Source organism: Halomonas sp. LMYGS-3 (assembly GCF_059509875.1).
This window is the reverse complement of record NZ_JCAKFQ010000017.1, coordinates 55826-76808: the sequence shown is the minus strand read 5'-3', so window position 1 is coordinate 76808 and position 20983 is coordinate 55826. Positions and strand designations below refer to the sequence as shown.

20 protein-coding genes and 1 pseudogene are annotated in these 20983 nt (G+C 67.8%); 10 read left to right on the top strand and 11 right to left on the bottom strand.

The window, feature by feature from the left end; translation table 11 throughout:
• Together AC5W54_RS15490 and AC5W54_RS15485 are read right to left on the bottom strand one after the other, a co-directional pair.
• Positions 1 to 480 carry a hypothetical protein gene (locus AC5W54_RS15490; protein ID WP_495962985.1) on the bottom strand — a complete coding sequence of 160 codons (480 nt, stop codon included), beginning with the start codon at positions 478 to 480 and terminating at the stop codon, positions 1 to 3.
• Position 481: 1 nt separating this feature from the next.
• The gene (locus AC5W54_RS15485; protein ID WP_495962984.1) at positions 482 to 1366 is read right to left on the bottom strand and encodes a TatD family hydrolase; all 885 of its coding nucleotides are present in this window, start codon (positions 1364 to 1366) and stop codon (positions 482 to 484) included.
• Positions 1367 to 1514: 148 nt separating this feature from the next.
• Between AC5W54_RS15485 and AC5W54_RS15480 the strand changes: the two genes are divergently transcribed.
• A complete protein-coding gene (locus tag AC5W54_RS15480; protein ID WP_495962983.1) occupies positions 1515 to 3467 on the top strand; it encodes an ATP-binding cassette domain-containing protein in 1953 nt (650 codons plus the stop codon).
• Positions 3468 to 3631: 164 nt separating this feature from the next.
• Here AC5W54_RS15480 and AC5W54_RS15475 read toward each other — a convergent pair whose 3' ends face one another.
• Positions 3632 to 4087 carry a universal stress protein gene (locus tag AC5W54_RS15475; RefSeq protein ID WP_102626436.1) on the bottom strand — a complete coding sequence of 152 codons (456 nt, stop codon included), beginning with the start codon at positions 4085 to 4087 and terminating at the stop codon, positions 3632 to 3634.
• 118 nt (positions 4088 to 4205) lie between these two features.
• Here AC5W54_RS15475 and AC5W54_RS15470 point away from each other — a divergent pair, with 118 nt between their 5' ends.
• Positions 4206 to 4736, top strand: coding sequence for a preprotein translocase subunit YajC (locus AC5W54_RS15470; RefSeq protein WP_495962982.1), 531 nt, complete (start codon positions 4206 to 4208; stop codon positions 4734 to 4736).
• A gap of 7 nt (positions 4737 to 4743) precedes the next feature.
• Here AC5W54_RS15470 and slyA read toward each other — a convergent pair whose 3' ends face one another.
• Both slyA and AC5W54_RS15460 read right to left on the bottom strand, forming a co-directional pair.
• The gene (gene slyA, locus AC5W54_RS15465) at positions 4744 to 5187 is read right to left on the bottom strand and encodes a transcriptional regulator SlyA (RefSeq protein WP_495962981.1); all 444 of its coding nucleotides are present in this window, start codon (positions 5185 to 5187) and stop codon (positions 4744 to 4746) included.
• Between the two features lie 65 nt (positions 5188 to 5252).
• Positions 5253 to 6443 (bottom strand): DUF5924 family protein, encoded by a 1191-nt coding sequence (locus tag AC5W54_RS15460; RefSeq protein WP_495962980.1) that lies wholly within the window; start codon positions 6441 to 6443, stop codon positions 5253 to 5255.
• A 190-nt stretch (positions 6444 to 6633) separates the two neighbouring features.
• On the opposite strand from AC5W54_RS15460, the gene fadB reads away from it, so the two are divergent.
• A complete protein-coding gene (gene fadB / locus AC5W54_RS15455) occupies positions 6634 to 8820 on the top strand; it encodes a fatty acid oxidation complex subunit alpha FadB (protein WP_495962979.1) in 2187 nt (728 codons plus the stop codon).
• Between the two features lie 27 nt (positions 8821 to 8847).
• Entirely contained in the window at positions 8848 to 10026 is a 1179-nt protein-coding gene (fadA, locus tag AC5W54_RS15450) for an acetyl-CoA C-acyltransferase FadA (RefSeq protein ID WP_495962978.1), read from the top strand.
• Between the two features lie 87 nt (positions 10027 to 10113).
• On the opposite strand, the gene AC5W54_RS15445 is transcribed toward fadA, so the two are convergent.
• The 3 genes from AC5W54_RS15445 to AC5W54_RS15435 all read right to left on the bottom strand — a co-directional run bounded on the left by AC5W54_RS15445 (position 10114) and on the right by AC5W54_RS15435 (position 12969).
• Positions 10114 to 11214 carry a TAXI family TRAP transporter solute-binding subunit gene (locus AC5W54_RS15445; RefSeq protein WP_495962977.1) on the bottom strand — a complete coding sequence of 367 codons (1101 nt, stop codon included), beginning with the start codon at positions 11212 to 11214 and terminating at the stop codon, positions 10114 to 10116.
• Between the two features lie 75 nt (positions 11215 to 11289).
• Positions 11290 to 12276, bottom strand: a complete 987-nt coding sequence (locus AC5W54_RS15440) for a TAXI family TRAP transporter solute-binding subunit (protein WP_495962976.1) — start codon at positions 12274 to 12276, stop codon at positions 11290 to 11292.
• A gap of 231 nt (positions 12277 to 12507) precedes the next feature.
• Positions 12508 to 12969 carry a flavodoxin family protein gene (locus AC5W54_RS15435; RefSeq protein ID WP_495962975.1) on the bottom strand — a complete coding sequence of 154 codons (462 nt, stop codon included), beginning with the start codon at positions 12967 to 12969 and terminating at the stop codon, positions 12508 to 12510.
• A 77-nt stretch (positions 12970 to 13046) separates the two neighbouring features.
• Here AC5W54_RS15435 and AC5W54_RS15430 point away from each other — a divergent pair, with 77 nt between their 5' ends.
• The gene (locus AC5W54_RS15430) at positions 13047 to 13523 is read left to right on the top strand and encodes a YbhB/YbcL family Raf kinase inhibitor-like protein (protein ID WP_495962974.1); all 477 of its coding nucleotides are present in this window, start codon (positions 13047 to 13049) and stop codon (positions 13521 to 13523) included.
• On the opposite strand, the gene AC5W54_RS15425 is transcribed toward AC5W54_RS15430, so the two are convergent.
• Both AC5W54_RS15425 and AC5W54_RS15420 read right to left on the bottom strand, forming a co-directional pair.
• Positions 13511 to 13900: a ketopantoate reductase family protein gene (locus tag AC5W54_RS15425; protein WP_495962973.1), complete on the bottom strand. Its 390-nt coding sequence runs from the start codon at positions 13898 to 13900 to the stop codon at positions 13511 to 13513. The genes AC5W54_RS15430 and AC5W54_RS15425 overlap by 13 nt on opposite strands.
• Before the next feature lie 187 nt (positions 13901 to 14087).
• Positions 14088 to 14468: pseudogene (locus AC5W54_RS15420) on the bottom strand (ketopantoate reductase family protein); the annotation flags it as partial.
• 137 nt (positions 14469 to 14605) lie between these two features.
• On the opposite strand from AC5W54_RS15420, the gene AC5W54_RS15415 reads away from it, so the two are divergent.
• The gene (locus AC5W54_RS15415) at positions 14606 to 14947 is read left to right on the top strand and encodes a zinc ribbon domain-containing protein YjdM (RefSeq protein ID WP_495962972.1); all 342 of its coding nucleotides are present in this window, start codon (positions 14606 to 14608) and stop codon (positions 14945 to 14947) included.
• A gap of 20 nt (positions 14948 to 14967) precedes the next feature.
• Here AC5W54_RS15415 and AC5W54_RS15410 read toward each other — a convergent pair whose 3' ends face one another.
• Positions 14968 to 15852, bottom strand: a complete 885-nt coding sequence (locus tag AC5W54_RS15410) for a LysR family transcriptional regulator (protein ID WP_495962971.1) — start codon at positions 15850 to 15852, stop codon at positions 14968 to 14970.
• A gap of 110 nt (positions 15853 to 15962) precedes the next feature.
• Between AC5W54_RS15410 and AC5W54_RS15405 the strand changes: the two genes are divergently transcribed.
• The 4 genes from AC5W54_RS15405 to AC5W54_RS15390 all read left to right on the top strand — a co-directional run bounded on the left by AC5W54_RS15405 (position 15963) and on the right by AC5W54_RS15390 (position 20835).
• Positions 15963 to 16844, top strand: coding sequence for a HalD/BesD family halogenase (locus AC5W54_RS15405; RefSeq protein ID WP_495962970.1), 882 nt, complete (start codon positions 15963 to 15965; stop codon positions 16842 to 16844).
• A gap of 76 nt (positions 16845 to 16920) precedes the next feature.
• Entirely contained in the window at positions 16921 to 18204 is a 1284-nt protein-coding gene (locus tag AC5W54_RS15400) for a M24 family metallopeptidase (RefSeq protein WP_495962969.1), read from the top strand.
• Positions 18205 to 18346: 142 nt separating this feature from the next.
• Positions 18347 to 19927 carry a thymidine phosphorylase family protein gene (locus AC5W54_RS15395; protein ID WP_495962968.1) on the top strand — a complete coding sequence of 527 codons (1581 nt, stop codon included), beginning with the start codon at positions 18347 to 18349 and terminating at the stop codon, positions 19925 to 19927.
• On the top strand, positions 19927 to 20835 hold the full coding sequence (locus AC5W54_RS15390) for a ribose-phosphate diphosphokinase (RefSeq protein WP_495962967.1): 909 nt from the start codon (positions 19927 to 19929) through the stop codon (positions 20833 to 20835). Before AC5W54_RS15395 ends, AC5W54_RS15390 begins: the two co-directional genes overlap by 1 nt.
• Positions 20836 to 20983: the final 148 nt, after the last annotated feature.

Sequence of the window (20983 nt, the reverse complement as noted above, 5' to 3'; positions counted from 1 at the left end):
TTAGTCGGGCAGCTCCAGCCGCCGATGCAGCTGCAGCATCACCTCGACCTCGTGCTCCGGCCGCAGCGGCTCGAGGCCCAGTTCGCCGAACAGCTCGCCCCGGGCCCGCGACCAGTCGCCGGGGGCCAGGGTGGCATAGAGCGTCTCCGCCGGGGCCAGCTCGACGAAGGGGTCGAGGCCGTAGGTGTCGAAGAGCCGCGAGAGCGCCGCCTCGTCATCACCGACGCCGGCGGTATAGAGCGTCTCGCTGAAGTGGTCGTTCTCCAGCTCGCGGATCACGTCCAGCGGGCTCACGCCGATGCTGTTGAGCTCCTCGAGGCTGTACCCGCCCAGCGAGATCAGTTCCTCGTCCAGCCAGGTATCATCGGGCTGGATCAGGGTGTGCTTGATGCGTCCATCGCGCAGCGTCCAGGCGACGGCCAGCGGCAGGCCGCCCTCGTCGCCGGTCTCCACGGCGATGAAGCCGGGAACCTCATCCATGTCACTGCTCCTCGGGTTGAGCGTCATGTTGCGCCTGTTCGGCCGGCAGGCGGAAGAAGGCCCGGGCGGTGGCAGTGGTGGCGCGGGCCAGCGCGCGCTCCTCGATGCCCCGCCAGTGGGCGATCTCCCGCACGATCCACGGCAGCAGTGCCGGCTCGTGGCGTCTGCCCTTGAGTTTGGCAGGTAAATTGCGCGGCAGCAGGTAGGGGCAGTCGGTTTCCACCATCAGCCGGTCCAGGGGGATCTCGCCGACCAGCTCGCGCAGGTGGTGGCCGCGGCGCTCGTCGCAGAGCCAGCCGGTCAGCCCGATATGCAGGTCGAGATCGAGGTAGCCGTAGAGGGTGTCGCGATCCGCCGTGAAGCAGTGCACCACGGCAGCGGAGAGGTCGTCGCGCCAGGCGTGCAGGATCTCGCGCATGCGCTGGCCGGCATCCCGTTCGTGCAGGAACAGCGGCTTGCCGCTCTCCACCGCCAGGCCCAACTGGGCCTCGAAGGCGTACTCCTGCTCGGCGGGCGTCGAGAAGTTGCGGTTGAAGTCCAGGCCGCACTCGCCCACCGCCACCACCTCGGGCTGGCGATGCAGTTCCCCCATGGCCCGCTCGAGGGCGCCGTCCCAGTGACTGGCGTCGTGGGGGTGCACCCCCGCCGTGGCGTACAGCCCGGGGAGGCGTCGGGCGAGCGCCACGGCCTGCTCGGCATGCTCCCGGTCGGTACCGGTGAGGATCAGGGTGGTGACGTTCGCCGCCCGGGCGCGTGCCAGCACTGCCTCGAGATCCCGGGCGAAGCTGTCGTGGGTCAGGTTGGCGCCGATGTCCACCAGCGGCGCGGGGGAGCGTAGCCGCAGCGCCTCGGGAAGGAAATCGTCGAAGGTCTCGGTCGGATCCACCAGGACGGAACTCCTCTGATCTTGAAAGCGGGGGGATCGGGTGGCGCCGCATTGTACTCGGGATCGGGTCCGGGGACACGCGAGCGGGACCACGGCAAGCCGGCCATGCGTTACACTAGCTGCCTTCGGTATTCGATGAGGTGAGCGCGTGACCCTGCTACGTCTGGAACAGCTGCAACTGGCCTATGGTACCCATGTCCTGCTCGACGGCGCCGACCTGGTGCTGGAGAAGGGCGAGCGCCTGGCGCTGGTGGGGCGCAACGGTACCGGCAAGTCGACCCTGCTCAAGCTGGTGGCCGGCGAGATCCTCCCCGACGGGGGCAGCATCTGGCGTGCCCCGGGGCTGAAGATCGGCGTGCTCGCCCAGGACCTGCCCGAGGCGAGCGGCCAGACCATCTTCGACGTGGTCGCCGAGGGGCTGCCCGAGGCCGGCCAGCTGCTCTCCGAGTACCACCACCTGATTCACGACGCCGATCCGGACATGCGCCGGATGGAGCAGCTGCAGACTCGGCTCGAGGCGATCGACGGCTGGACCTTCCACCAGCGCATCGACGTGGTGCTGACCCGGCTGGGCCTGCCGGCCGACGCCGAGATGGCCGCCCTCTCCGGGGGCTGGCGCCGTCGGGTGGCGCTGGCCCGGGCACTGGTCGCCGAACCCGATCTGCTGCTGCTCGACGAGCCCACCAACCACCTGGACCTCGACACCATTGCTTGGCTGGAGGAGCAACTCGCCGCCTTCAATGGTGCCGTGCTGTTCATCACCCACGACCGGACCTTCCTGTCGAAGCTGGCCACGGCGATCCTCGAGCTCGATCGCGGTCGCCTCGGGCGCTACCCCGGCGACTATGCCGAGTACCAGGCACGCAAGACCCATGAGCTCGAGGTCGAGGCCCGCGAGAACGCCGTGTTCGACAAGAAGCTGGCCCAGGAGGAGGCGTGGATCCGCCAGGGCATCAAGGCCCGACGCACCCGTAACGAGGGGCGCGTGCGAGCGCTGGAGCAGCTGCGCCGCGAGCGTAGCGAGCGTCGCGAACGCCAGGGTCGGGCGAACCTCTCCGTCGATAGTGGCGAGCGCACCGGCAAGCGGGTGGTCGAGCTGAAGGGGGTTTCCCAGCATTTCGGCGACGAGGTGGTCATCCGCGACCTCAGCCTGGAGATCCAGCGCGGCGACCGCATCGGCTTCATCGGCCGCAACGGGGCCGGCAAGACCACCTTGCTGAAGATCCTGCTCGGCGAGCTCGAGCCCAGTGAGGGCACGGTTCGTCTCGGCACCAATCTGAAGGTGGCCTACTTCGACCAGCTGCGCGCCGGACTCGAACCCGAGAAGAGCGTCTACGACAACGTGGCCCAGGGCAGCGACCGGGTCACCGTGGGGGGGCGCGACCGCCATGTGATGAGCTACCTGCAGGACTTCCTGTTCACCCCGGCGCGTGCTCGTCAGCCGGTCAAGGCGCTCTCTGGCGGCGAATCGAATCGCCTGCTGCTGGCGCGGCTCTTCACTCAGCCGGCCAACGTGCTGGTGCTCGACGAGCCGACCAACGACCTCGACGTCGAGACCCTGGAGCTGCTCGAGGAGCTGCTGCTCGACTTCGACGGCACCCTGCTGCTGGTCTCCCACGACCGCGCCTTCATGGACAACGTGGTGACCAGCGTGCTGGCCTTCGAGGGCGAGGGGAGGGTGCGCGAGTACGTGGGCGGCTACAGCGACTGGGTGCGTCAGGGCGGCAAGTTGCCCCCGGCCCCCTGGGAGGGTGCGGCACGCCAGGGGGCCGAGCCGGCCCGGACCACCGAGGAGATGGCTGAGCAGTCGCCGCCGGCCTCGAAGGCGACGGCGGCGAAGGAGCCCTCAGCGGGGGGAGGGAAAAGGCCCGCCAAGCTCTCCTACAAGCTGCAGCGCGAGCTCGATGGCCTGCCGGCCGAGATCGAACGGCTCGAGGCCGAGGTGGCCAAATTCGAAGCGAAGGTGGGCGATCCGGCCTTCTACCATCAGGATGCCGACAGCGTCACCGCGACCCTGCAGGCCCTGAGCGACCGGCAGGCCGAGCTGGACGCCGCCATGGAGCGGTGGATGGAGCTGGAGGCGATGGCGGCCGGAGAGTGATAAGGCAAATTGCAATAAAGGCTAGGGAGCGCTGATTGGCGTCGCGAGCGAAGAGAGGCTGGTCGCCGCCGGAGCGGAGCTGCCGGAGTGTAGCCTGCTACATGAGGACAGCGAGCACCGCCGGCGGCCAGGATATCGAGCGCAGCAGCCAATCAGTGCTTCCGTTATTCGGCGCTCTCTTCGCCTTTCTTCCCCACCCGCACGGCGAGCACGTCGCACTGGGCGCCGTGCAGCACGCCGGTGGAGGTGGAGCCCAGCAGCAGGGCGAAGCCATGGCGACCATGGGAGCCGACCACGATCAGGTCGACACCCTGCTCCTCGGCGAAGCGATGGATCTCGGTGTCGGGCATGCCCACCAGGACATGCTGGTCCTGCCTGGCCACGTGGGGGTCGGCGATCTCGGCGAGGCGCTGCTTGGCGTGCTCATCGAGCTGGTCCTGGATGCTGGTGAGGTCCATGGGGATGTCACCGCCGTAGGCGAAGCCCAGCGGCTCGAGGGTGTGCATGATCGACAGCTTGGCCTGGTTGCGTTCGGCGATCTGTACCGCGCGTTCCAGTACCTTGTGGGAATCCTTGGTCAGGTCGACGGCGACCAGGACGTGACGATACTCGTTGCTCATGGTGTGGCTCTCCGGGCAGATGTCCAGCGACGATGATGGTTTCACTCTAGGATGCTTGGCGAACCAAGACAACGACTTGCATCAAGATTTGCGCATCAAGCGCCATTCGGGAGAGAACATGACCTGGTTGATCATACTGTTCGTTCTGATGCTGGTGATCTCGCCGGTGATGTGGCTCCGGCCGAGCCCGCGTCAGCGACGGGTCGCCGGCCTGCGCAGCGAGGCCATGAAGACCGGTCTCTCGGTCAAGTTGGAGACGCCACCACTGCACGGCATCCGGACCGTGATGCCGGCCTACCGCTGGCACTACCCCCAGGACCGGCCCGGGCCGGACTTCGTGCTGGTACGTGACAGTGCCGCCGGCGATTCGCTCAAGCCCTTCGTCCACGGCTGGCGCTGGCGTCGGGAGCCGCTGCGTCCGCTGCCCGAGGCCCTCGAGTCGCGCTTCATGGGCCTGCTGTCGCGGCTCCCCCAGGACGCCCTGGTGATCGAGTCGAGCCGCCATGCCCTGACCCTCTGGTGGTGGGAGTCCCAGGACTTCCCGCGCTTCGCCACCTACCTGGAGGACTTCACCGCGTTGCGCGACGGCCTGGCCGGGCGCCCCGATGCTCCCGAGGCGAGCGGCGTTCTCGGAAGCCGGCGCGGATGAGTGCAGGTCAGTCGCCCGATTCGCGGGCCTGGATGGCCAGGCCATTGTTCTCGATACGCGATAGCAGGCCGGCGAGCTGCTCCACGTCCTCATCGCTGAGCCCGGCCAGCATCTCGGCACGGGCCTGGGTCACCACCGCATCGATACGCTCGAGCAGCGGCATGGCGTCGGAAGTGAGGTAGACACGCTTGGTGCGGCGGTCCTGGTCGCAGGGCTGGCGCGCGATCAGCCCCTGCTCGGCGAGCTGGTCCAGGGTGCGCACCAGCGACGGGGCCTCGACCCCGATGGCACGGGCCAGGTCGCACTGGGGCTGGCCGTCGCCGAGTCGCCACAGGGTGTAGAGGGTGACCCAGCGGGTCTGGGTCAGCCCCAGGGGGGCCAGACGGTGATCGATGACGGCGCGCCACAGACGCGGGACTCGGGTCAGCTGTAAGCCGATGTTCTGATGCATGGGACTCTGGGTGTCGGTTGGCTTCGCTGGATTGTCCGTAGACCCAGCGTGTAATGCAAGCACGCTTACCGTTCGTTGGTGGCCGGGTCCTCCGCCGAATCCGTCAGCTCCTGACCCGGAATCAGCCGGTGCCAGTCGAGCCCGGGCAGCCCGGGTGGCGACTGGATTCGCCCATCGGCCAGGGTCGCGTTCGTCTCACTCACCGTGAAGCGCAGCACGCCGATGCGCTGGCCACTGTCGGTCATCACGTCGATGCGCCAGCGTCCCTCCACGCGTTCAGGGAAGTTCTGCTTGTGACTCCAGGCCCGATAGCCCTGGTCGCGTCCGCCCTCGATCACCAGCGGAATGCGGTCGATCGCCTCGCCCTCGTGTCGCCAGACGTGGAAGATCTCCTCACGCAACCCGCGCGGTGCGCGGATCGCGGTATAGGCATAGAGGCCGGAAGCCTGAAGTGATCCGGGTGTCAGGCGCAGGGTGTCGCGGGGCGCGCGGGCCTCGGTATCGAAGCCGGGCGAGAGCGCCGTGGCGGTGATCCACAGATTGGCGGGTGGCACCCAGACTCGGCCGACCCAGGCCAGCGCGGCGAGCATGCCCACGAGGACGAGCAGCGCCAGCCAGCCACGCAGCCGGCGGGGACGGATCAGGTGCAGCAGGCTCGGCAGGCTGAAGAGCACCATGGCGGCCAGTGCCAGCTTGAGGCTCTGGCCGGTGGTCAGGTGCAGCAGGGTCGGCAGGGTCACCAGCACCACCAGGAAGACACACTGGGCGTGGAAGGCGAAGTAGAGCCAGCGTTGTCGTTCGGCCAGCCTGTAGTAGAGGGGGTCGAGGATCGAGAGCACCGCCATGGCCAGCAGCAGAAGCGTGAACAGCGCCTGGCCGCTGGCCCAGGCGGTAGTGGCGAGCAGGAACGGGAGGCAGAAGAACAGGGTCTCCTGATGGATCATCTGGGCGACGAAGGTGGTGACGCCGGGGGACAGGGTCGGGTAGCCCCGGCGGGCCATGAAACGCCGGATCAGGCTCTCGGAGAGCAGCAGCAGCCAGGCCAGCAGCATCCCCAGGGCGAGCAGGCCCCCCAGCCACTGCTGGCGGTCGACCAGGAAGAAGCTGCCGAGCCCGGCGGCGAAGGCGGTCGGCGGCCATAGCCCGCTCCAGGGGCGGACCCTTTCGATCAGCCGTTCGATGCCCTCCTGCAGCCGGCGTAGTCGCGGGGAACCGAGACCGGCGGGGGCAGGAGTGGGATTGGAAGAAGGGGGCATGAGCGTGTCGGCTACCCTGATCAGGACCAGCCTTGAATCCTACCAGCTTGGCCGGGATGCGGGTGACTCGCCGTGTCGGCGTTGGTCGTCGTGGCTCACCCACGGATGAGATCGGGGGCTTGACGTCGCCGCCGGAGTGGACCAAGCTGTGGCCATTCAAACGGCCGTATGAAATCGTGGAGATTTGCGGATGATCTATCAAGGCAACGCCATCACGGTGGCACGCAGTGGCGACGACATCGCCACGCTTACCTTCGACCTGAAGGGGGAGTCCATCAACAAGCTCTCCAGTGCGGTGGTCACCGAGCTTGAGGAGGCCGTCAGGGCCCTCCAGGCCGAAAGTGGCCTGGAGGGGCTACTGATCGGCAGCGCCAAGAAGGCGTTCATCGTCGGCGCCGACATTACCGAATTCCACGGCATCTTCGACAAGGGCCAGGAGTATCTGGTCGAGATGAACCTGAGGGTTCACGACATCTTCAACGCCATCGAGGACCTGTCGTTCCCCACCGTCAGCGCCATCAACGGCCTGGCGCTGGGCGGCGGCTGCGAGGTCACCCTGGCGACCGACTTCCGCGTGATGGCCGAGGGCGCCAGGATCGGCCTGCCCGAGACCAAGCTCGGCATCCTGCCGGGCTGGGGCGGTTGCGTGCGGCTGCCGCGCCTGATCGGCGCCGACAACGCCATCGAATGGATCGCCGGCGGCAGCGAGAACACGGCGGACGAGGCGCTGAGGATGGGCGCCGTGGATGCCGTGGTGCCGGGCGAGGCACTGGAGGCGGCGGCACTGGACATCCTCGCCCGCGCCAACGCCGGCGAGCTCGACTACCGGGCGCGTCGTGATGAGAAGAGCGGCCCGCTCAAGCTCGGGCCCATCGAGCAGATGATGGCCTTCGAGACCGCCAAGGGTTACGTGGCCGGCAAGGCGGGGCCCCACTATCCCGCCCCCATCGAGGCGATCAAGGTGATCCAGAAGGGTGCCGGCGAGGAGCGCGGTCGCGCCCAGGCGATCGAGGCCAAGGCCTTCGCCAAGCTGGCCGCGACCGACGTCTGCTACAACCTGGTGGGACTCTTTCTCAACGACCAGGTGGTCAAGAAGAAGGGCGGCAAGTACGAGCAACAGGCCCGGCCGGTCAAGCAGGCCGCGGTGCTCGGTGCCGGCATCATGGGCGGCGGCATCGCCTACCAGAGTGCCTCCAAGGGCACGCCGATCCTGATGAAGGATATCCAGGACGAGGCCCTCGAGCTGGGCCTCAAGGAAGCCCGCAAGCTGTTCGCCAAGCAGGTCGAGCGGGGCAAGCTCACCACCGAGCAGATGGCCGAGAGGCTCTCCAACATCCGCCCGACACTCTCCTACGGCGACTTCGGCCATGTCGACCTGGTGGTCGAGGCCGTGGTCGAGAACCCCAGGGTCAAGGACGCGGTGCTGACCGAGGTGGAAGGCCTGGTCGGCGAGCAGACCATCCTCACCTCCAACACCTCGACGATCTCCATCGATCGCCTGGCGGCCAACCTCAAGCGTCCCGAGAACTTCTGCGGCATGCACTTCTTCAACCCGGTGCATCGCATGCCGCTGGTCGAGGTCATCCGCGGCGAGAAGACCAGTGATGCCGCCGTGGCGGCCACCGTGGCCTACGCCCGCGCCATGGGCAAGACGCCGATCGTGGTCAACGACTGCCCGGGGTTCCTGGTCAACCGCGTACTGTTCCCCTACTTCGGCGGCTTCAGCCTGCTGGTCGAGCAGGGCGCCGATTTCCAGCGCGTCGACAAGGTGATGGAGAAGTTCGGCTGGCCGATGGGCCCGGCCTACCTGCTCGACGTGGTGGGCATGGACACCGCCGTCCACGCTCAGGAGGTGATGGCCGAAGGCTTCCCGGAGCGCATGGCTCGCGAGGGCAAGACCGCGATCCAGGTGATGGTCGAGAACGAGCGCCTGGGCCAGAAGAACGCCAAGGGCTTCTACGCCTACGAGGAAGACCGCAAGGGCAAGCCGAAGAAGGTCAGCGACGAGGCCGCCATCGATCTGGCCAAGAGCGTGGCCACGGAGCGCCGCGAATTCAGCGACGAGGAGATCATCGCGCGCTTGATGGTGCCGCTCTGCCTCGAGACCGTGCGCTGCCTCGAGGACGGCATCGTCGACTCGCCGGCCGAGGCCGACATGGCGCTGATCTACGGCATCGGCTTCCCGCCGTTCCGCGGCGGCGCGCTGCGCTATATCGACGCCATGGGCGTGGCCGAGTTCGTCAGGCTGGCCGACGGCCTGGCCGAGGAACTGGGGCCGCTCTACGCCCCCACCGACGGGCTGCGCACGATGGCCGACGCCGGCGAGCGCTTCTATGCCTCCCATTCCTCCCAAATCCAAGATCGGGCCCAGGGCTGAACCCACCACGAACAGGAGTAGTGAAAGATGAGTTTGAATCCGAGAGACATCGTGGTGGTCGATTGCGTACGTACCGCCATGGCCAAGGCCAAGAACGGCGCCTTTCGCCACGTGCGCGCCGAGAACCTGTCCGCCGCGGTGATGCAGGCGCTGTTCGAGCGCAACCCGGGGCTCGACCCGGCCGAGGTCGACGACGTCATCTGGGGCTGCGTCAACCAGACCCTCGAGCAGTCGATGAACATCGCCCGCAACGCGGCGATCATGACCGGCATCCCGCGCAGCGTGCCGGCCCAGACCGTCAACCGCCTGTGCGGTTCCTCGATGACCGCGCTGCATATCGCCGCGGCCAACATCAAGGCCGGCATGGGCGACTTCTATGTCATCGGTGGCGTCGAGCACATGGAACATGTGCCCATGACGCACGGCGTCGACGTCAATCCGGCTGCCAGCAAGTATGCCGCCAAGGCCGCCATGATGATGGGCCTGACCGCCGAACTGCTGGGCAAGATGCACGGCGTCTCCCGCGAGGCGCAGGACGCCTTCGGTGTGCGTTCCCACCAGCGCGCCCAGGCCGCCATGGAGAAGGGCTACTTCGACAACGAGGTCGTCGGCGTGGAGGGACACGACCAGCGCGGCTTCAAGGTGCGGGTCGACCGCGACGAGGTGATCCGTGCCGATGCCAGTCTCGAGAAGATGGCTGAGCTCAAGCCGGTCTTCGACCCGCGCGGCGGCACCGTCACCGCCGGGACTTCCTCGGCGCTCTCCGTGGGTGCCGCCGGCATGGCGGTGATGAGCCACGAACGCGCCCAGGCGCTGGGCCTCACCCCCATCGCCCGAGTGCTCTCTACCGGCGTGGCCGGTTGCGACGCCTCGATCATGGGCTACGGGCCGGTGCCGGCCTCGAAGCAGGCGCTCAAGGCGGCGGGCCTGACCAGCGACGACATCCAGAGCGTGGAGCTCAACGAGGCCTTCGCCGCCCAGGGGATCCCGGTGCTCAAGGACCTCGGGTTCCTCGACGCCCTGGACGACAAGGTCAATCTCAATGGCGGTGCCATCGCCCTGGGTCACCCGTTGGGCTGCTCCGGTGCGCGCATCTGCACCACCCTGCTCAACGTGATGCAGCAGCGCGACACCACCCTGGGCCTGGCCACCATGTGCATCGGCATGGGCCAGGGTGTGGCCACCATCTTCGAACGGCTGAAGTAGCGTGGCCGGCCGACTCGTGACGGCCGGCCCACCAGACGACAACGGCACCCCGCGGGGTGCCGTTGTTGCTCATGGCAGCGACGCCGGTCAGGTGTCATCGTGCATGTCATCCGGCTCGTCAGAGGCTGCGCTTTCCGCGGTCTCCTCGTGTTCATCACCCCTCTCGTCCGATGTTTCCTCTCCAGGGGCATTCTCGCCCGGGGCGTTCTCGGCCTCGATCCAGCCCCGTTCCCGGTAGTATCGCAGGGCGCCCTCGTGCAGCGGGGCCGAGAGTCCTTCCTGGATCATCGACTCGACCGTCAGTTCGCCATAGGCCGGATGGTAGGACTTGAAGCGGTCGAGATCGTCGAAGACCGCCGCGACGATGGCATGGACGATCTCCGCGTCGGTGGCCGCCGAGGCGACCAGGGTGGCGCGCACGCCGAAGGTCTCGACGGCCGGCTGGTCGGGGGTGTAGACGCCGGGGGGAATCGTGGCCCGGGTGAAGTAGGGAGTCTCCTCCACCAACCGGTCGATCGCCTCGCCCCTCACGTCGATGATGGCGGCATCGCAGAGTCGGATCGCCTGCTCGATCGAATCATTGGGGTGGCCCACCGTATAGACCATGGCATCGATATTGCCGTGGCACAGCTCCAGCGACTGCTGGTCGGCGGGCAGGTCGTTGGCGAGGCTGAAGTCATCGAGGGTCCAGCCCTTGGCCTCGAGCAGCGTCATCATGGTACCGCGCTGGCCCGAACCGGGGTTGCCGACGTTGACGGCGCGCTGGCGCAGGTCGTCGAACTCCCGGATCCCGCTGTCGCGGCGGACCACCAGGGTGAAGGGTTCGCCATGCACCGAGAAGACTGAGCGCAGCGAGTCGTCGGGCCCGGCATCGCTGAACCCTTCGATGCCCGATACGGCATAATGCTGGAGGTCCGACTGGGCCAGGGCGACGGTCACCTCGCCCTGGCGTACCGCCTGGAGGTTGGCGGCGGAGCCGTCGCTGGTCTGGGCGGTGCAGGGCGATTCGAGCAGCCGGCAGAGGGTGCGCCCGGTGACGTGGTAGACGCCGGCCGGGCTCGCCGTGCCGATGATGATGCGATCCTCGTCGGCGAAGGTGCTTGCCGGTATCAGCAGTCCGGCCAGCAGGCCCGCGAGGCAAGTCGCCCCGACGAGACATGAAGAGACGGAAGAGCTGTCGGTCGGCATGGGGTATCTCTGCAGGGGGCCTGAGAAAAGCATAGCCCCCCGAGCCGGACGGTGCCGCTCTTCAGCCGCGGACCATCATTCGTCGGTCGGTACCGTGGCGACAACGGTGGCCTCCTCCAACCACCCCCGTTCCCGGTAGTAGCGCAGCGCCCCCTCGTGCAGGGGGGCGCTGAGTCCCTCCTCGATCATCGACTCCGGGGTCAGGGTGCCGAAGGCCGGGTGGTAGGCCTTGAAGCGCAGGAAATTGTCGAAGATGCCTGAAACCAGGCGATAGATGATGTCCGGATCGGTATTGGCAGAGGTCACCAGGGTAGCGCGCACACCGAAGGTGCGAACAGCGGCCTGGTCCGGTGCGTAGAGTCCGCCAGGGATCCAGGCACGGGTGAAGAAGGGATAGGCGGTGATCAGCAGGTCGATGGCCGGTCCTTCCACGTCCACCAGGGTGGCGTTGCACAACCGGATCGCCTGAGCCACCGAGTCGTTGGGGTGGCCCACCGTGTAGACCATCGCATCGATGTTACCGTGACACAGTTCCATCGCCTGTTGCTCGGCGGGTAGGTCGTTGACCTGGCGGAAGCTGCTGCGGCTCCAGCCCCGGGCATCCATGATCCGCAGCATGGTCCCGCGCTGTCCGGAGCCGGGGTTGCCGATGTTGACCGAGCGGCCGGCCAGGTCGTCGAGGCCGCGGATGCCGGCGTCGCGCCTCGCGACCAGCGTGAAGGGTTCACTATGCAGGGAGAAGATCGAACGCAGGTCCGGGGCCGGTCCCGCCTCGCGAAAGGCCTCGGTACCGCTGACGGCGTAGTAGTGGATGTCGGACTGGGCCAGTGCCACCATAAGCTCGCCCTTGCGGATGGCGTCCAGGTTGGCGCTGGAGCCGGGGCTGGACTCCGCGACGCAGGGGAAGTCCACGACCCGGCAGATGGCCCGTCCAGCGACGTGATAGACACCGGCGCGGCTGGCCGTGCCGATGATCATGGGCTCCTGCGCCATCGTCGCTGGCGTGCTCATGAGCAGCAGGCTGCCCAGGCAGCCGGTCAGTAGTGCGGTAACCCGTTTCATGACTCACCTCGCTGCGAGTGAGCCGGCCAGACGCGTTGTCAGTATCGAGCAGGACGCTGGGCGGCAGCCAGGAAGAACGCTTCACACCGGGACCGAGACGGGCATGGCTTGCTGTTGTTGCTTTGCCTGAACGCGACGGCATAGGGGGTCTTGAGAGGTATAGCATCCCCGGGTGCCGTAACCGGATGATGTTTGCCAGGCGTAGGGTTGACTTGTCGTCAGGCAAGTGCCTCACAAAATCCCGCTGTCGAGCCCGGCGGCGAGGTACAGGCCGAGCTCCTCGACCTGGTCGGTAAATCCCTCCTGCCACTCGCCGCGCAGGGTGAGCGGTTCCTGCACCCAGCGCCAGCGCAGCCCGGTGACGATGCTCTCCACCGCCCGGCGGGTGCCGGTGCCGTCGCGGCCGGCGCGGATGTAGAGCGCGCAGGGCAGCCCCTGCTTCTCCTCCAGCACCGGGTAGTAGCTGCGGTCGAAGAAGTCCTTCAGAGCGCCGCTCATGTAGCCGAGGTTCTCGGTGGTGCCGAGCAGGATGGCGTCGCAGGCGCGGATATCGTCGGGGCCGGCGTCGAGCGGCGCCTTGACCACCACCTCCACGGCCTCGATGTCCGGATGCCGGGCGCCGCGCTCGGCGGCCTCACGGAGCTTGAGCGTATTGGGGGAGGGCGCGTGGGCCACGATCAGCAGGTGTTTCATGATTGACAGTCTATCGTCTTTCTCCGACGCTAGCGGCACGGTTCCACCGACCTAGGTACGCGAGGAGGTTGATCATCATGGCCTTTGCACTCTCGACCATGCAAGTGGAAAGCCCCGCCTTCGCGGAACGGGGGGCGATTCCGGTGAAACACACCGGCGAGGGCGAGGATGTCTCGCCGGCGCTGGCCTGGCGCGATGCGCCGGAGGGTACCCAGGGTTTCGCGGTGATCTGCCATGATCCGGACGCCCCGTTGGTACAGAACGGCAGCTACGGCTTCGCGCACTGGGTGCTGTACAACCTGCCGGCCTCGACCACGTCGCTGGAGGAGGGCTCCACGGCCGGCACCGGCGGCCTGAACGACTTCGGCAAGTCCGGCTATGGAGGCCCCATGCCCCCGGATGGCCACGGCCTGCACCAGTACTACTTCTGGGTGCTGGCGCTGGACAAGGCCACCGACCTGCCGCCAGGGTTGTCGCTGGCCGAGCTGCTCGAGCGGGTCGAGCCCCACCTGCTGGGCATGAACCGCCTGGTGGGGACCTATCAGCGCGGCTGATGTCCGGTGGGCCCAGGCTGTCCCGATACCGCTTCGCGAGCCGCCTTCTCCTGGGGCAGCAAGGCGGCGTGGATCACCGCATTGACCGGGGTGGACACGCCGTACTGCTGCCCCAGTCGTACCACGGCGCCGTTCTGCGACTCCAGTTCCGAGGGGCGGCCCGCCATGATGTCGCGCTGCATGGAGGCGGTGCTCTCGGGGGGCAGGGCGTCGATGAACTTCATGGCCCGGGCCACGGCATCACGCGGCAGCGCCACGCCGCGAGCCCTGGCTACCGCCTCGATCTCGGCCAGGATCTGCTCGATCAGGGCGCGGGTCTCGGGCAGGGTGCGGGTCTCCCCGATGGGCGCCCGGGTGATGCTGCCGATGCCGCTCATGGCACAGATGAACAGGAACTTGCTCCACACCCCCGTCTGGATATTGTCGGGGATCTCGGCGGTCACCCCGTCGGCCCTGTCGAAGGCGGCCTTGAGTCGGGCAGTGCGTTCGCTCGCCCGCCCGGTTGTCGCGTTCGCCGAAGCGCACGAAGGGGTCGACCCCGGCATGGCGGATATGCCCGGGGCCCTCGCGCCAGGCGAGGATGCCGCACAGACCGTCGATGACCGGGCGGCTGCCCAGTACCGCGGACAGGGTGTCGGCGGCTTCCACGCCGTTCTCCAGCGGTACCACGACGGTCCCGGGGCCGATCATGGGGCGGATCGCCTCGGCCGCCTCGTGCACCTGCCACGCCTTCACCGCCACCAGCACGCAGTCCACCACGCCCACCGTGGCGGGGTCATCGGTGGCGCTGGCCGGTGCGATGGTGACATCGCCCTTGATGCTCGAGACCTTCAGCCCGTCGCGGCGGATGGCCGCCAGGTGTTCGCCCCGGGCAATGAAGGTGACCTCCTCGCCGGCCGCGGCCAGGCGTGCGCCGAAATAGCCCCCCACGCCACCGCTGCCCATGATCGCGAATTTCATGTTGCCTCCTGTCGATGGTGCCTGCTCTCCTGGAGCCTAACGCCGAAAGGGACGCCTGGCACCGCCTCGGGCGACGGTGTAGGCTTTGCGGCTTTCCAACCGCCTGCATCAGGACACCCTCCATGAGCGACCTTCCCCACTGCCCGGCCTGCGGCTCCGAGTTCACCTACGATGATGGCATCCAGTTCGTCTGCCCGGAATGTGGCCACGAGTGGTCGCGGGAGGCGGGCGGTGGAGCCGTCGAGGAGGAGGCGCTGGTGCGCGATGCCAACGGCAATGTCCTGAGCGACGGCGACACCGTCACCGTGATCAAGGACCTCAAGGTCAAGGGGACCTCCTCGGTCGTCAAGGTCGGCACCAAGGTGAAGCACATCCGCCTGGTTGCGGGCGACCACGACATCGACTGCAAGGTCGACGGCATCGGCCCCATGAAACTGAAGTCCGAGTTCGTCAAGAAGGTCTGAGCCGCCATCGTCTGTCGGCATCAGCTCATGGGGACGACCGGCTCGGGTGCCGCCACCGTGTCGTTGTGGGTGACGAGGCGCTCGAGCTCCTGACGGAAGGCCGTCAGTGCCTCGCTGGTGTGGCCGGGCCGGCAATGCAGCTCGATCTCCACCTGGCCGAGGGGTGGCAGCCCCTCCTTCTCGCCCACCACTCGACACCCTTCCGGTACGCTGCGCGGTGTCTTGACCGTCACGGCCAGCCCCGCCTGCACCGGCAGGTTGATGCCGGTGGGTGACTGGCTGACGTAACGCAGCTCCCAGCGCCGCTCCTCGCGTCCCAGGGCCGAGAGCGCATGGGCGCGGAAGATGCAACCCTCGGGGTTGAGGGCCAGTGGCAGGATATCCCACTCCGCCGGCCGGTGATCCTCGGCCACCACCCAGACCATCGGCTCCCAGCCCAGCAGGTGGCCCGACTGGGTCGGCGCATGGCGGATCGACAGCACCATGTCCAGCAGCCCCTCCTGAAAGGACTGTACCAGCGAGGCGCTGATGTCGCAGCTCACCTCGAGGCGAGTGCCGGGGAAACGCTCGGCATACCGTGGCAGCAGCTCAGGAAGATAGGCTCCGGCCTGCTCCTCGGAGGTGCCGAAGCGGATCAACTCGCCGCGCTGCAGCTCGCCCAGCGCCGCCCTGGCCTCGTCCTCGAGCTTCAGCATGTGGCGGGCATAGGGCAGCAGCCGTTCTCCCGGGGCGGTCAACAGCACGCTGCGGCTGGTGCGTTCGAACAGCGCCTTGCCCATCAGGTCCTCGAGCCGCTTGATCTGCAGGCTGACCGCCGACTGGGTGCGGTGCAGCACCTTGCCGGCGGCGCTGAATCCCTGGCACTCGGCCACGGTGACGAAGGCGCGCAGCAGGTCGGTGTCCATGATCAATGAGCCTTTGCAATGAGTGATATCTCAACCATTCATTTTCATTATTAAACTGGCGTCACTATCCTGTCCAGCACTACCCGCAACACGGCAGGAGCACGACCCCCATGGATGCCAATGCCACGGTACCGGAGACCGCTTCCCTCGAGGGCCTGATCGATCTGGCCCGTTATCCCATCGATGACCTGGACAGTGCTGCCGGCCGTCGACTGATCGAGACCTGCCGCCGCCAGCTCGCCGAGGACGGCTGCGTGGTTCTCGAGCGCTTCGTGCCCGACGAGGCCCTGGCGCGGCTGGAGCGCGAGACCGAGCGACTCTCGCCGGAGGCGCACTACAACCAGACCGAGACCAACCCCTACAACAGTGCCGGCGACCCCTCGCTGCCGGCGACCCATCCGGTCAACCGCTTCGACGATCGTACCAACGGCTTCGTCGCTGGCGACTGCATCGGGGCCGACACCATCATCCGCCAGGTCTACCGGCACTCCGGGTTCCAGCGCTTCATCGGCGCCGTGGTGGGCATGGAGGAGATCCACCAGTACGCCGACCCGCTGGCCGACCTGGTGGTCAACGTATTGCGCGAGGGTTGCCAGCACCCCTGGCACTACGACACCAACGAGTTCATCGTCACCATGATGACCCGCCGCTCCCTCGGCGGTGGGCGCTTCGAGTATGCCCCGGGCATCCGCAGCCCCGAGGGCGAGAACTTCGAAGCGGTCGAGAAGGTGCTCGACGGCGACCGCTCGCGTCTCAAGTCACTGGACCTGGCGCCCGGTGACCTGCAGGTGTTCTTCGGCCGCTACTCGCTGCACCGGGTCACCCCGGTGGAGGGCGACCGCGAGCGCCACACGGTGATCTTCGCCTACGCCAAGGAGCCCGGCTTCATCGGCCGCCCCGAGCGCGCCCGGCGCATCTTCGGCCGCATGGCGCCGATCCACGAGCGGCTCCTCGAGGAAGGCATGAGCCGCAGCGACAGCCTGGCCGACTGAGCCAGCAGTCCGAGCCGATAGCGATGGCCGCCGTTCCCGGGTGGCCGTCCCCCTGACGACACAGCGAGAGACCCCCATGAGCATCGTAGAGTCAGAGAAACTGACCGACAGCGAACCGGACCGGATTCCGGTCGTGCCTTCGGCCCCGATGGCCAACGGCGACAGCATCCCCACCGCCTTCGATCCCAGGCAGCTGCGCGCCGGGCGCCTGGCGCGCCTGCGTGCCATGATGGCCGAGCAGGGCTACGCCGCCCTGGTGCTGTTCGACCCCAACAACCAGCGCTACGCCACCGGCTCGCGCAACATGTTCGGCTACTTCTTGCGCAACTCCACGCGCTATCTCTATGTGCCGCTCGAAGGCCCGATCATCCTCTTCGAGTATCCGGGCAGCGCCCATGTCTCCACCTGGCTGGAGACCATCGACGAGTCGCGCACCTCCAAGGTGGTGTGGTCGGCGGTGAACCAGCGCGACAACCTCTCCTCCGACCCCTTCGGCGTGGAGATCGCCGAGCTGGTGGAGGCGCACGGCCGTGGCAACCGGAAGGTCGGCCTGGACCGCTGTGCGCTCAACCTGGCGCGCTCGCTGGAGGCCCAGGGCCTGGATGTCACCGACTGCATGCAGGATACCCTGCACTGCCGGCGCATCAAGACCCCCGAGGAGATCGCCTGCCTGGCCCAGTCGATGGCCGCGAGCGAAGCCTCGGTGGCCGAGGTGGAGGCCGCTATCAAGCCCGGCGTCACCGAGAACGAGCTGTTCGCCATCATGTACGGCGAGGTGATCCGTGGTGGCGGCGAGTTCATCGAGACCCGCCTGCTCAACTCCGGGCCGCGCACCAACCCCTGGTTCCACGAGGCCAGCGACCGCAAGATCCGCCCCGGCGAGCTGATCGCCCTGGACACCGATACCATCGGCTGCCACGGCTACTACTCCGACTTCTCGCGCACCTTCCACGTCGGCCCCGGCCGGCCCAGCGCCTACCAGCGCGAGCTCTACCGCATGGCGTATGACCAGGTGCACCACAACATGGGCATCCTCGAGCCCGGCATCAGCTACCGCGAGATCGCCGAGCAGGCCTGGAAGATCCCCGAGCGCTTCCTGGACCGCCGCTACCCCTCGATCATCCACGGGGTGGGCATGCACGGCGAGACGCCGCTGGTGGCCCACCACATGGACTTCGACCGCTTCTCCAGGGACGGCATCCTCGAGCCCGGCATGGTGGTCTCGGTGGAGAGCTATATCGGCGAGGTGGGCGCCGCCGACGGCGTCAAGCTCGAGGAGGAGGTGCTGATCACCGACACCGGCGTCGAGAAGCTCTCTCGCTACCCCTTCAACGAGGCCCTGCTCGGCCGGGAGTTCTGACGGCCGCGTCCCGATCATGCGGAGGCGTCGCCTGTCTCTCGTCAAATGACGCCCACCCGGGGCGCTGCTAGGATGGAGCCATCCCGTCACGCGCGTGACAGGGGCCGGTTGGCGTGCCGGCTCCCGCTGCCTGGAAGGCGCCATGAAGAAGACGAGACCCGTTGTCGAAGCCCTGGATGATACCCTGTCGCCACTCAAGCTGAAGCGGGTGGGCATCGACACCTACCGCGAGCACGTGGCCTACCTGCACCGGGAGTGCGACCTCTATCGCGCCGAGGGTTTCCAGGCACTCTCCAAGGTCGAGATCCGCGCCAATGGCCAGCGTATCCTGGCGAGCCTCAACGTGGTCGACGACGCCGCCATCGTCGACTGCGACCAGCTCGGCCTCTCCGAGGACGCCTATGCCTCGTTGGGGGTGGAGGAGGACCACCCGGTCAGCGTCTCCCAGGCCGAGCCACCGACCTCGATTCCCGCCCTGCACCGCAAGATCGCCGGCGAGCGGCTCTCCCGCGATGACTTCCGCGACATCATCCGCGACATCGCCGAGCTGCGTTACTCCAAGATCGAGCTGACCGCCTTCGTGGTCGCCTGCGACCGCGGCGAGCTGGATCGCGAGGAGGTGTTCTACCTCAGCGATGCCATGGGCCGTGTGGGTCGCCGGCTCGACTGGCACGAGCACCCGGTGGTCGACAAGCACTGCATCGGCGGCATTCCCGGCAACCGCACCTCGATGCTGGTGGTGCCCATCGTCGCCGCCCACGGCCTGCTCTGTCCCAAGACCTCGTCGCGGGCCATCACCTCGCCCTCGGGCACCGCCGACACCATGGAGGTGCTGGCCAACGTCGACCTGCCCTTCGACGACCTGGGCGATATCGTGCGTACCCACCGTGGCTGCCTGGCCTGGGGCGGCACCAGCCAGCTCTCGCCGGCCGATGACGTGCTGATCTCGGTGGAGCGCCCCCTGTCCATCGACTCGCCCGGGCAGATGGTCGCCTCGATCCTCTCGAAGAAGGCGGCCGCCGGCTCCAGCCACCTGCTGCTCGACATTCCCGTGGGGCCCAACGCCAAGGTGCGCTCGATGCCCGAGGCGCGCCAGCTGCGCAAGCTGTTCGAGTTCGTCGCCAAGTGCATGGGGCTGACCCTGGACGTGGTGATCACTGATGGCAGCCAGCCCGTCGGCCGCGGCATCGGCCCGGTACTGGAGGCCCGCGACGTGATGCGAGTGCTCACCAACCACCCCGAGGCGCCCATGGACCTGCGGCAGAAGTCGCTGCGACTGGCCGGCCGGATGCTGGAGTTCGACCCCGACGTGCGGGGTGGCGACGGCTTCGGCATCGCCCGGGACATACTCGATTCCGGCCGGGCCCTGGAGAAGATGCAGGCGATCATCCGGGCCCAGGGCGAGAAGCCCTTCGACCCGGACGCTCCTCCGCTGGCGTCCAAGAGCTTCGAGGTCGTCGCTGCCGCGGACGGGGTCGTCACTGCCATCGACAACCTCAAGCTGGCGCGTATCGCCCGCCTGGCCGGCGCCCCCAAGGCCGCCGGCGCCGGCGTCGACGTCTTCGCGCGCATCGGTGACGACGTGCAAGCCGGCCAGCCGCTCTATCGGGTCTATGCAGCCTTCCGCAACGAACTGGCCTTCGCCCACCAGTCCAGCGAACGCGACAATGGCATCACCATCGGCCGGCACGACGAGATCACCCGCTTGAACGTGGAGTTCTGATGATGACTGCCCTGCTCCATTTCCAGGACGAGGCGGCGCCCGCCCGCCGCCTCGCCGAGGCGGCGGGCCTGGAGGCCCATGCTGTCGATCGCCATCGCTTCCCCGACGAGGAACTCAAGCTCACGCTGCCCTTCGCCGAGGCCGGCACCTTTCCCGACACCCTGGTGATCTACCGCAGCCTCGACCGCCCCAACGACAAGCTGATCGAGCTGCTGCTGCTCGCCCGCCATGCCCGGTGCCAGGGTGGTGTGCACCGCCTGGTGCTGGTGGCGCCGTACCTGGCCTACATGCGCCAGGATATCGCCTTCCATCCCGGCGAGGTCGTCAGCCAGGGAATCGTCGGTAGCTTCCTGGCCGCGCTGTTCGACGCCGTGATCACCGTGGACCCGCATCTGCACCGCATCGACCGCCTCGACCAGGCGATCCCCATCGAGCACGCCATCGCGCTTTCCGGGGCGCTGCGCCTGGCCGAGCTGGTCGCCGGCAAACGCCGCGAGGCGCTGTTGCTGGGCCCCGACGAGGAGGCGCTGCAGTGGGTGCGGAGTGCCGCCGAGGCGACCGGCTTCGACCATGGCGTCTGCCGCAAGGTGCGTCACGGTGACCGGGATGTGGAGATCCGACTCCCCGACCTGGACCTGGCCGGTCGCCGGGTAGTGCTGATGGACGACGTGGCGAGCTCCGGCCACACCATTGCCCGCGCCGCCGAGCAAGTGCTGGCCGCCGGTGCCGCCTCCGTCGATGTGGCCATCACCCACGCGCTGTTCGCCGGCGATGCCCTGGCCGTGATCCGGGCCGCCGGCGTCGGACAGATCTGGAGCACCGACTGCATCGCCCACGAGAGCAATGCCATCGCCATGGCACCGGTGCTGGCGGAGGCGTTGGACCGGGTGTTGAGGCCGGCAGGATGAAGCCACCATCATGCCGCGCCGGTGCGAGCGGTTTGCAGGGTCCCACACTAGACTGAAAGAGCATCGTATCAAGGAAGATGAAGCCGCCATGAGATGACCGGCCGTTGCCCCGAGAGGTACGGCCGGTTCTCTTGTGTACGTGGCGATT

Bases quoted from the DNA above. Each gene is read 5' to 3' on its own strand.
- AC5W54_RS15410 (WP_495962971.1), bottom strand. From the start codon at position 15,852: ATGGACACCGACCTGCTGCGCGCCTTCGTCACCGTGGCCGAGTGCCAG.
- AC5W54_RS15395 (WP_495962968.1), top strand. From the start codon at position 18,347: ATGAAGAAGACGAGACCCGTTGTCGAAGCCCTGGATGATACCCTGTCG.
- AC5W54_RS15405 (WP_495962970.1), top strand. From the start codon at position 15,963: ATGGATGCCAATGCCACGGTACCGGAGACCGCTTCCCTCGAGGGCCTG.
- AC5W54_RS15415 (WP_495962972.1), top strand. From the start codon at position 14,606: ATGAGCGACCTTCCCCACTGCCCGGCCTGCGGCTCCGAGTTCACCTAC.
- AC5W54_RS15460 (WP_495962980.1), bottom strand. From the start codon at position 6,443: ATGCCCCCTTCTTCCAATCCCACTCCTGCCCCCGCCGGTCTCGGTTCC.
- AC5W54_RS15435 (WP_495962975.1), bottom strand. From the start codon at position 12,969: ATGAAACACCTGCTGATCGTGGCCCACGCGCCCTCCCCCAATACGCTC.
- AC5W54_RS15425 (WP_495962973.1), bottom strand. From the start codon at position 13,900: ATGAGCGGCATCGGCAGCATCACCCGGGCGCCCATCGGGGAGACCCGC.
- AC5W54_RS15440 (WP_495962976.1), bottom strand. From the start codon at position 12,276: ATGAAACGGGTTACCGCACTACTGACCGGCTGCCTGGGCAGCCTGCTG.
- AC5W54_RS15445 (WP_495962977.1), bottom strand. From the start codon at position 11,214: ATGCCGACCGACAGCTCTTCCGTCTCTTCATGTCTCGTCGGGGCGACT.
- AC5W54_RS15400 (WP_495962969.1), top strand. From the start codon at position 16,921: ATGAGCATCGTAGAGTCAGAGAAACTGACCGACAGCGAACCGGACCGG.
- fadB (WP_495962979.1), top strand. From the start codon at position 6,634: ATGATCTATCAAGGCAACGCCATCACGGTGGCACGCAGTGGCGACGAC.
- AC5W54_RS15470 (WP_495962982.1), top strand. From the start codon at position 4,206: ATGACCTGGTTGATCATACTGTTCGTTCTGATGCTGGTGATCTCGCCG.
- AC5W54_RS15475 (WP_102626436.1), bottom strand. From the start codon at position 4,087: ATGAGCAACGAGTATCGTCACGTCCTGGTCGCCGTCGACCTGACCAAG.
- AC5W54_RS15430 (WP_495962974.1), top strand. From the start codon at position 13,047: ATGGCCTTTGCACTCTCGACCATGCAAGTGGAAAGCCCCGCCTTCGCG.
- AC5W54_RS15390 (WP_495962967.1), top strand. From the start codon at position 19,927: ATGATGACTGCCCTGCTCCATTTCCAGGACGAGGCGGCGCCCGCCCGC.
- fadA (WP_495962978.1), top strand. From the start codon at position 8,848: ATGAGTTTGAATCCGAGAGACATCGTGGTGGTCGATTGCGTACGTACC.
- slyA (WP_495962981.1), bottom strand. From the start codon at position 5,187: ATGCATCAGAACATCGGCTTACAGCTGACCCGAGTCCCGCGTCTGTGG.
- AC5W54_RS15490 (WP_495962985.1), bottom strand. From the start codon at position 480: ATGGATGAGGTTCCCGGCTTCATCGCCGTGGAGACCGGCGACGAGGGC.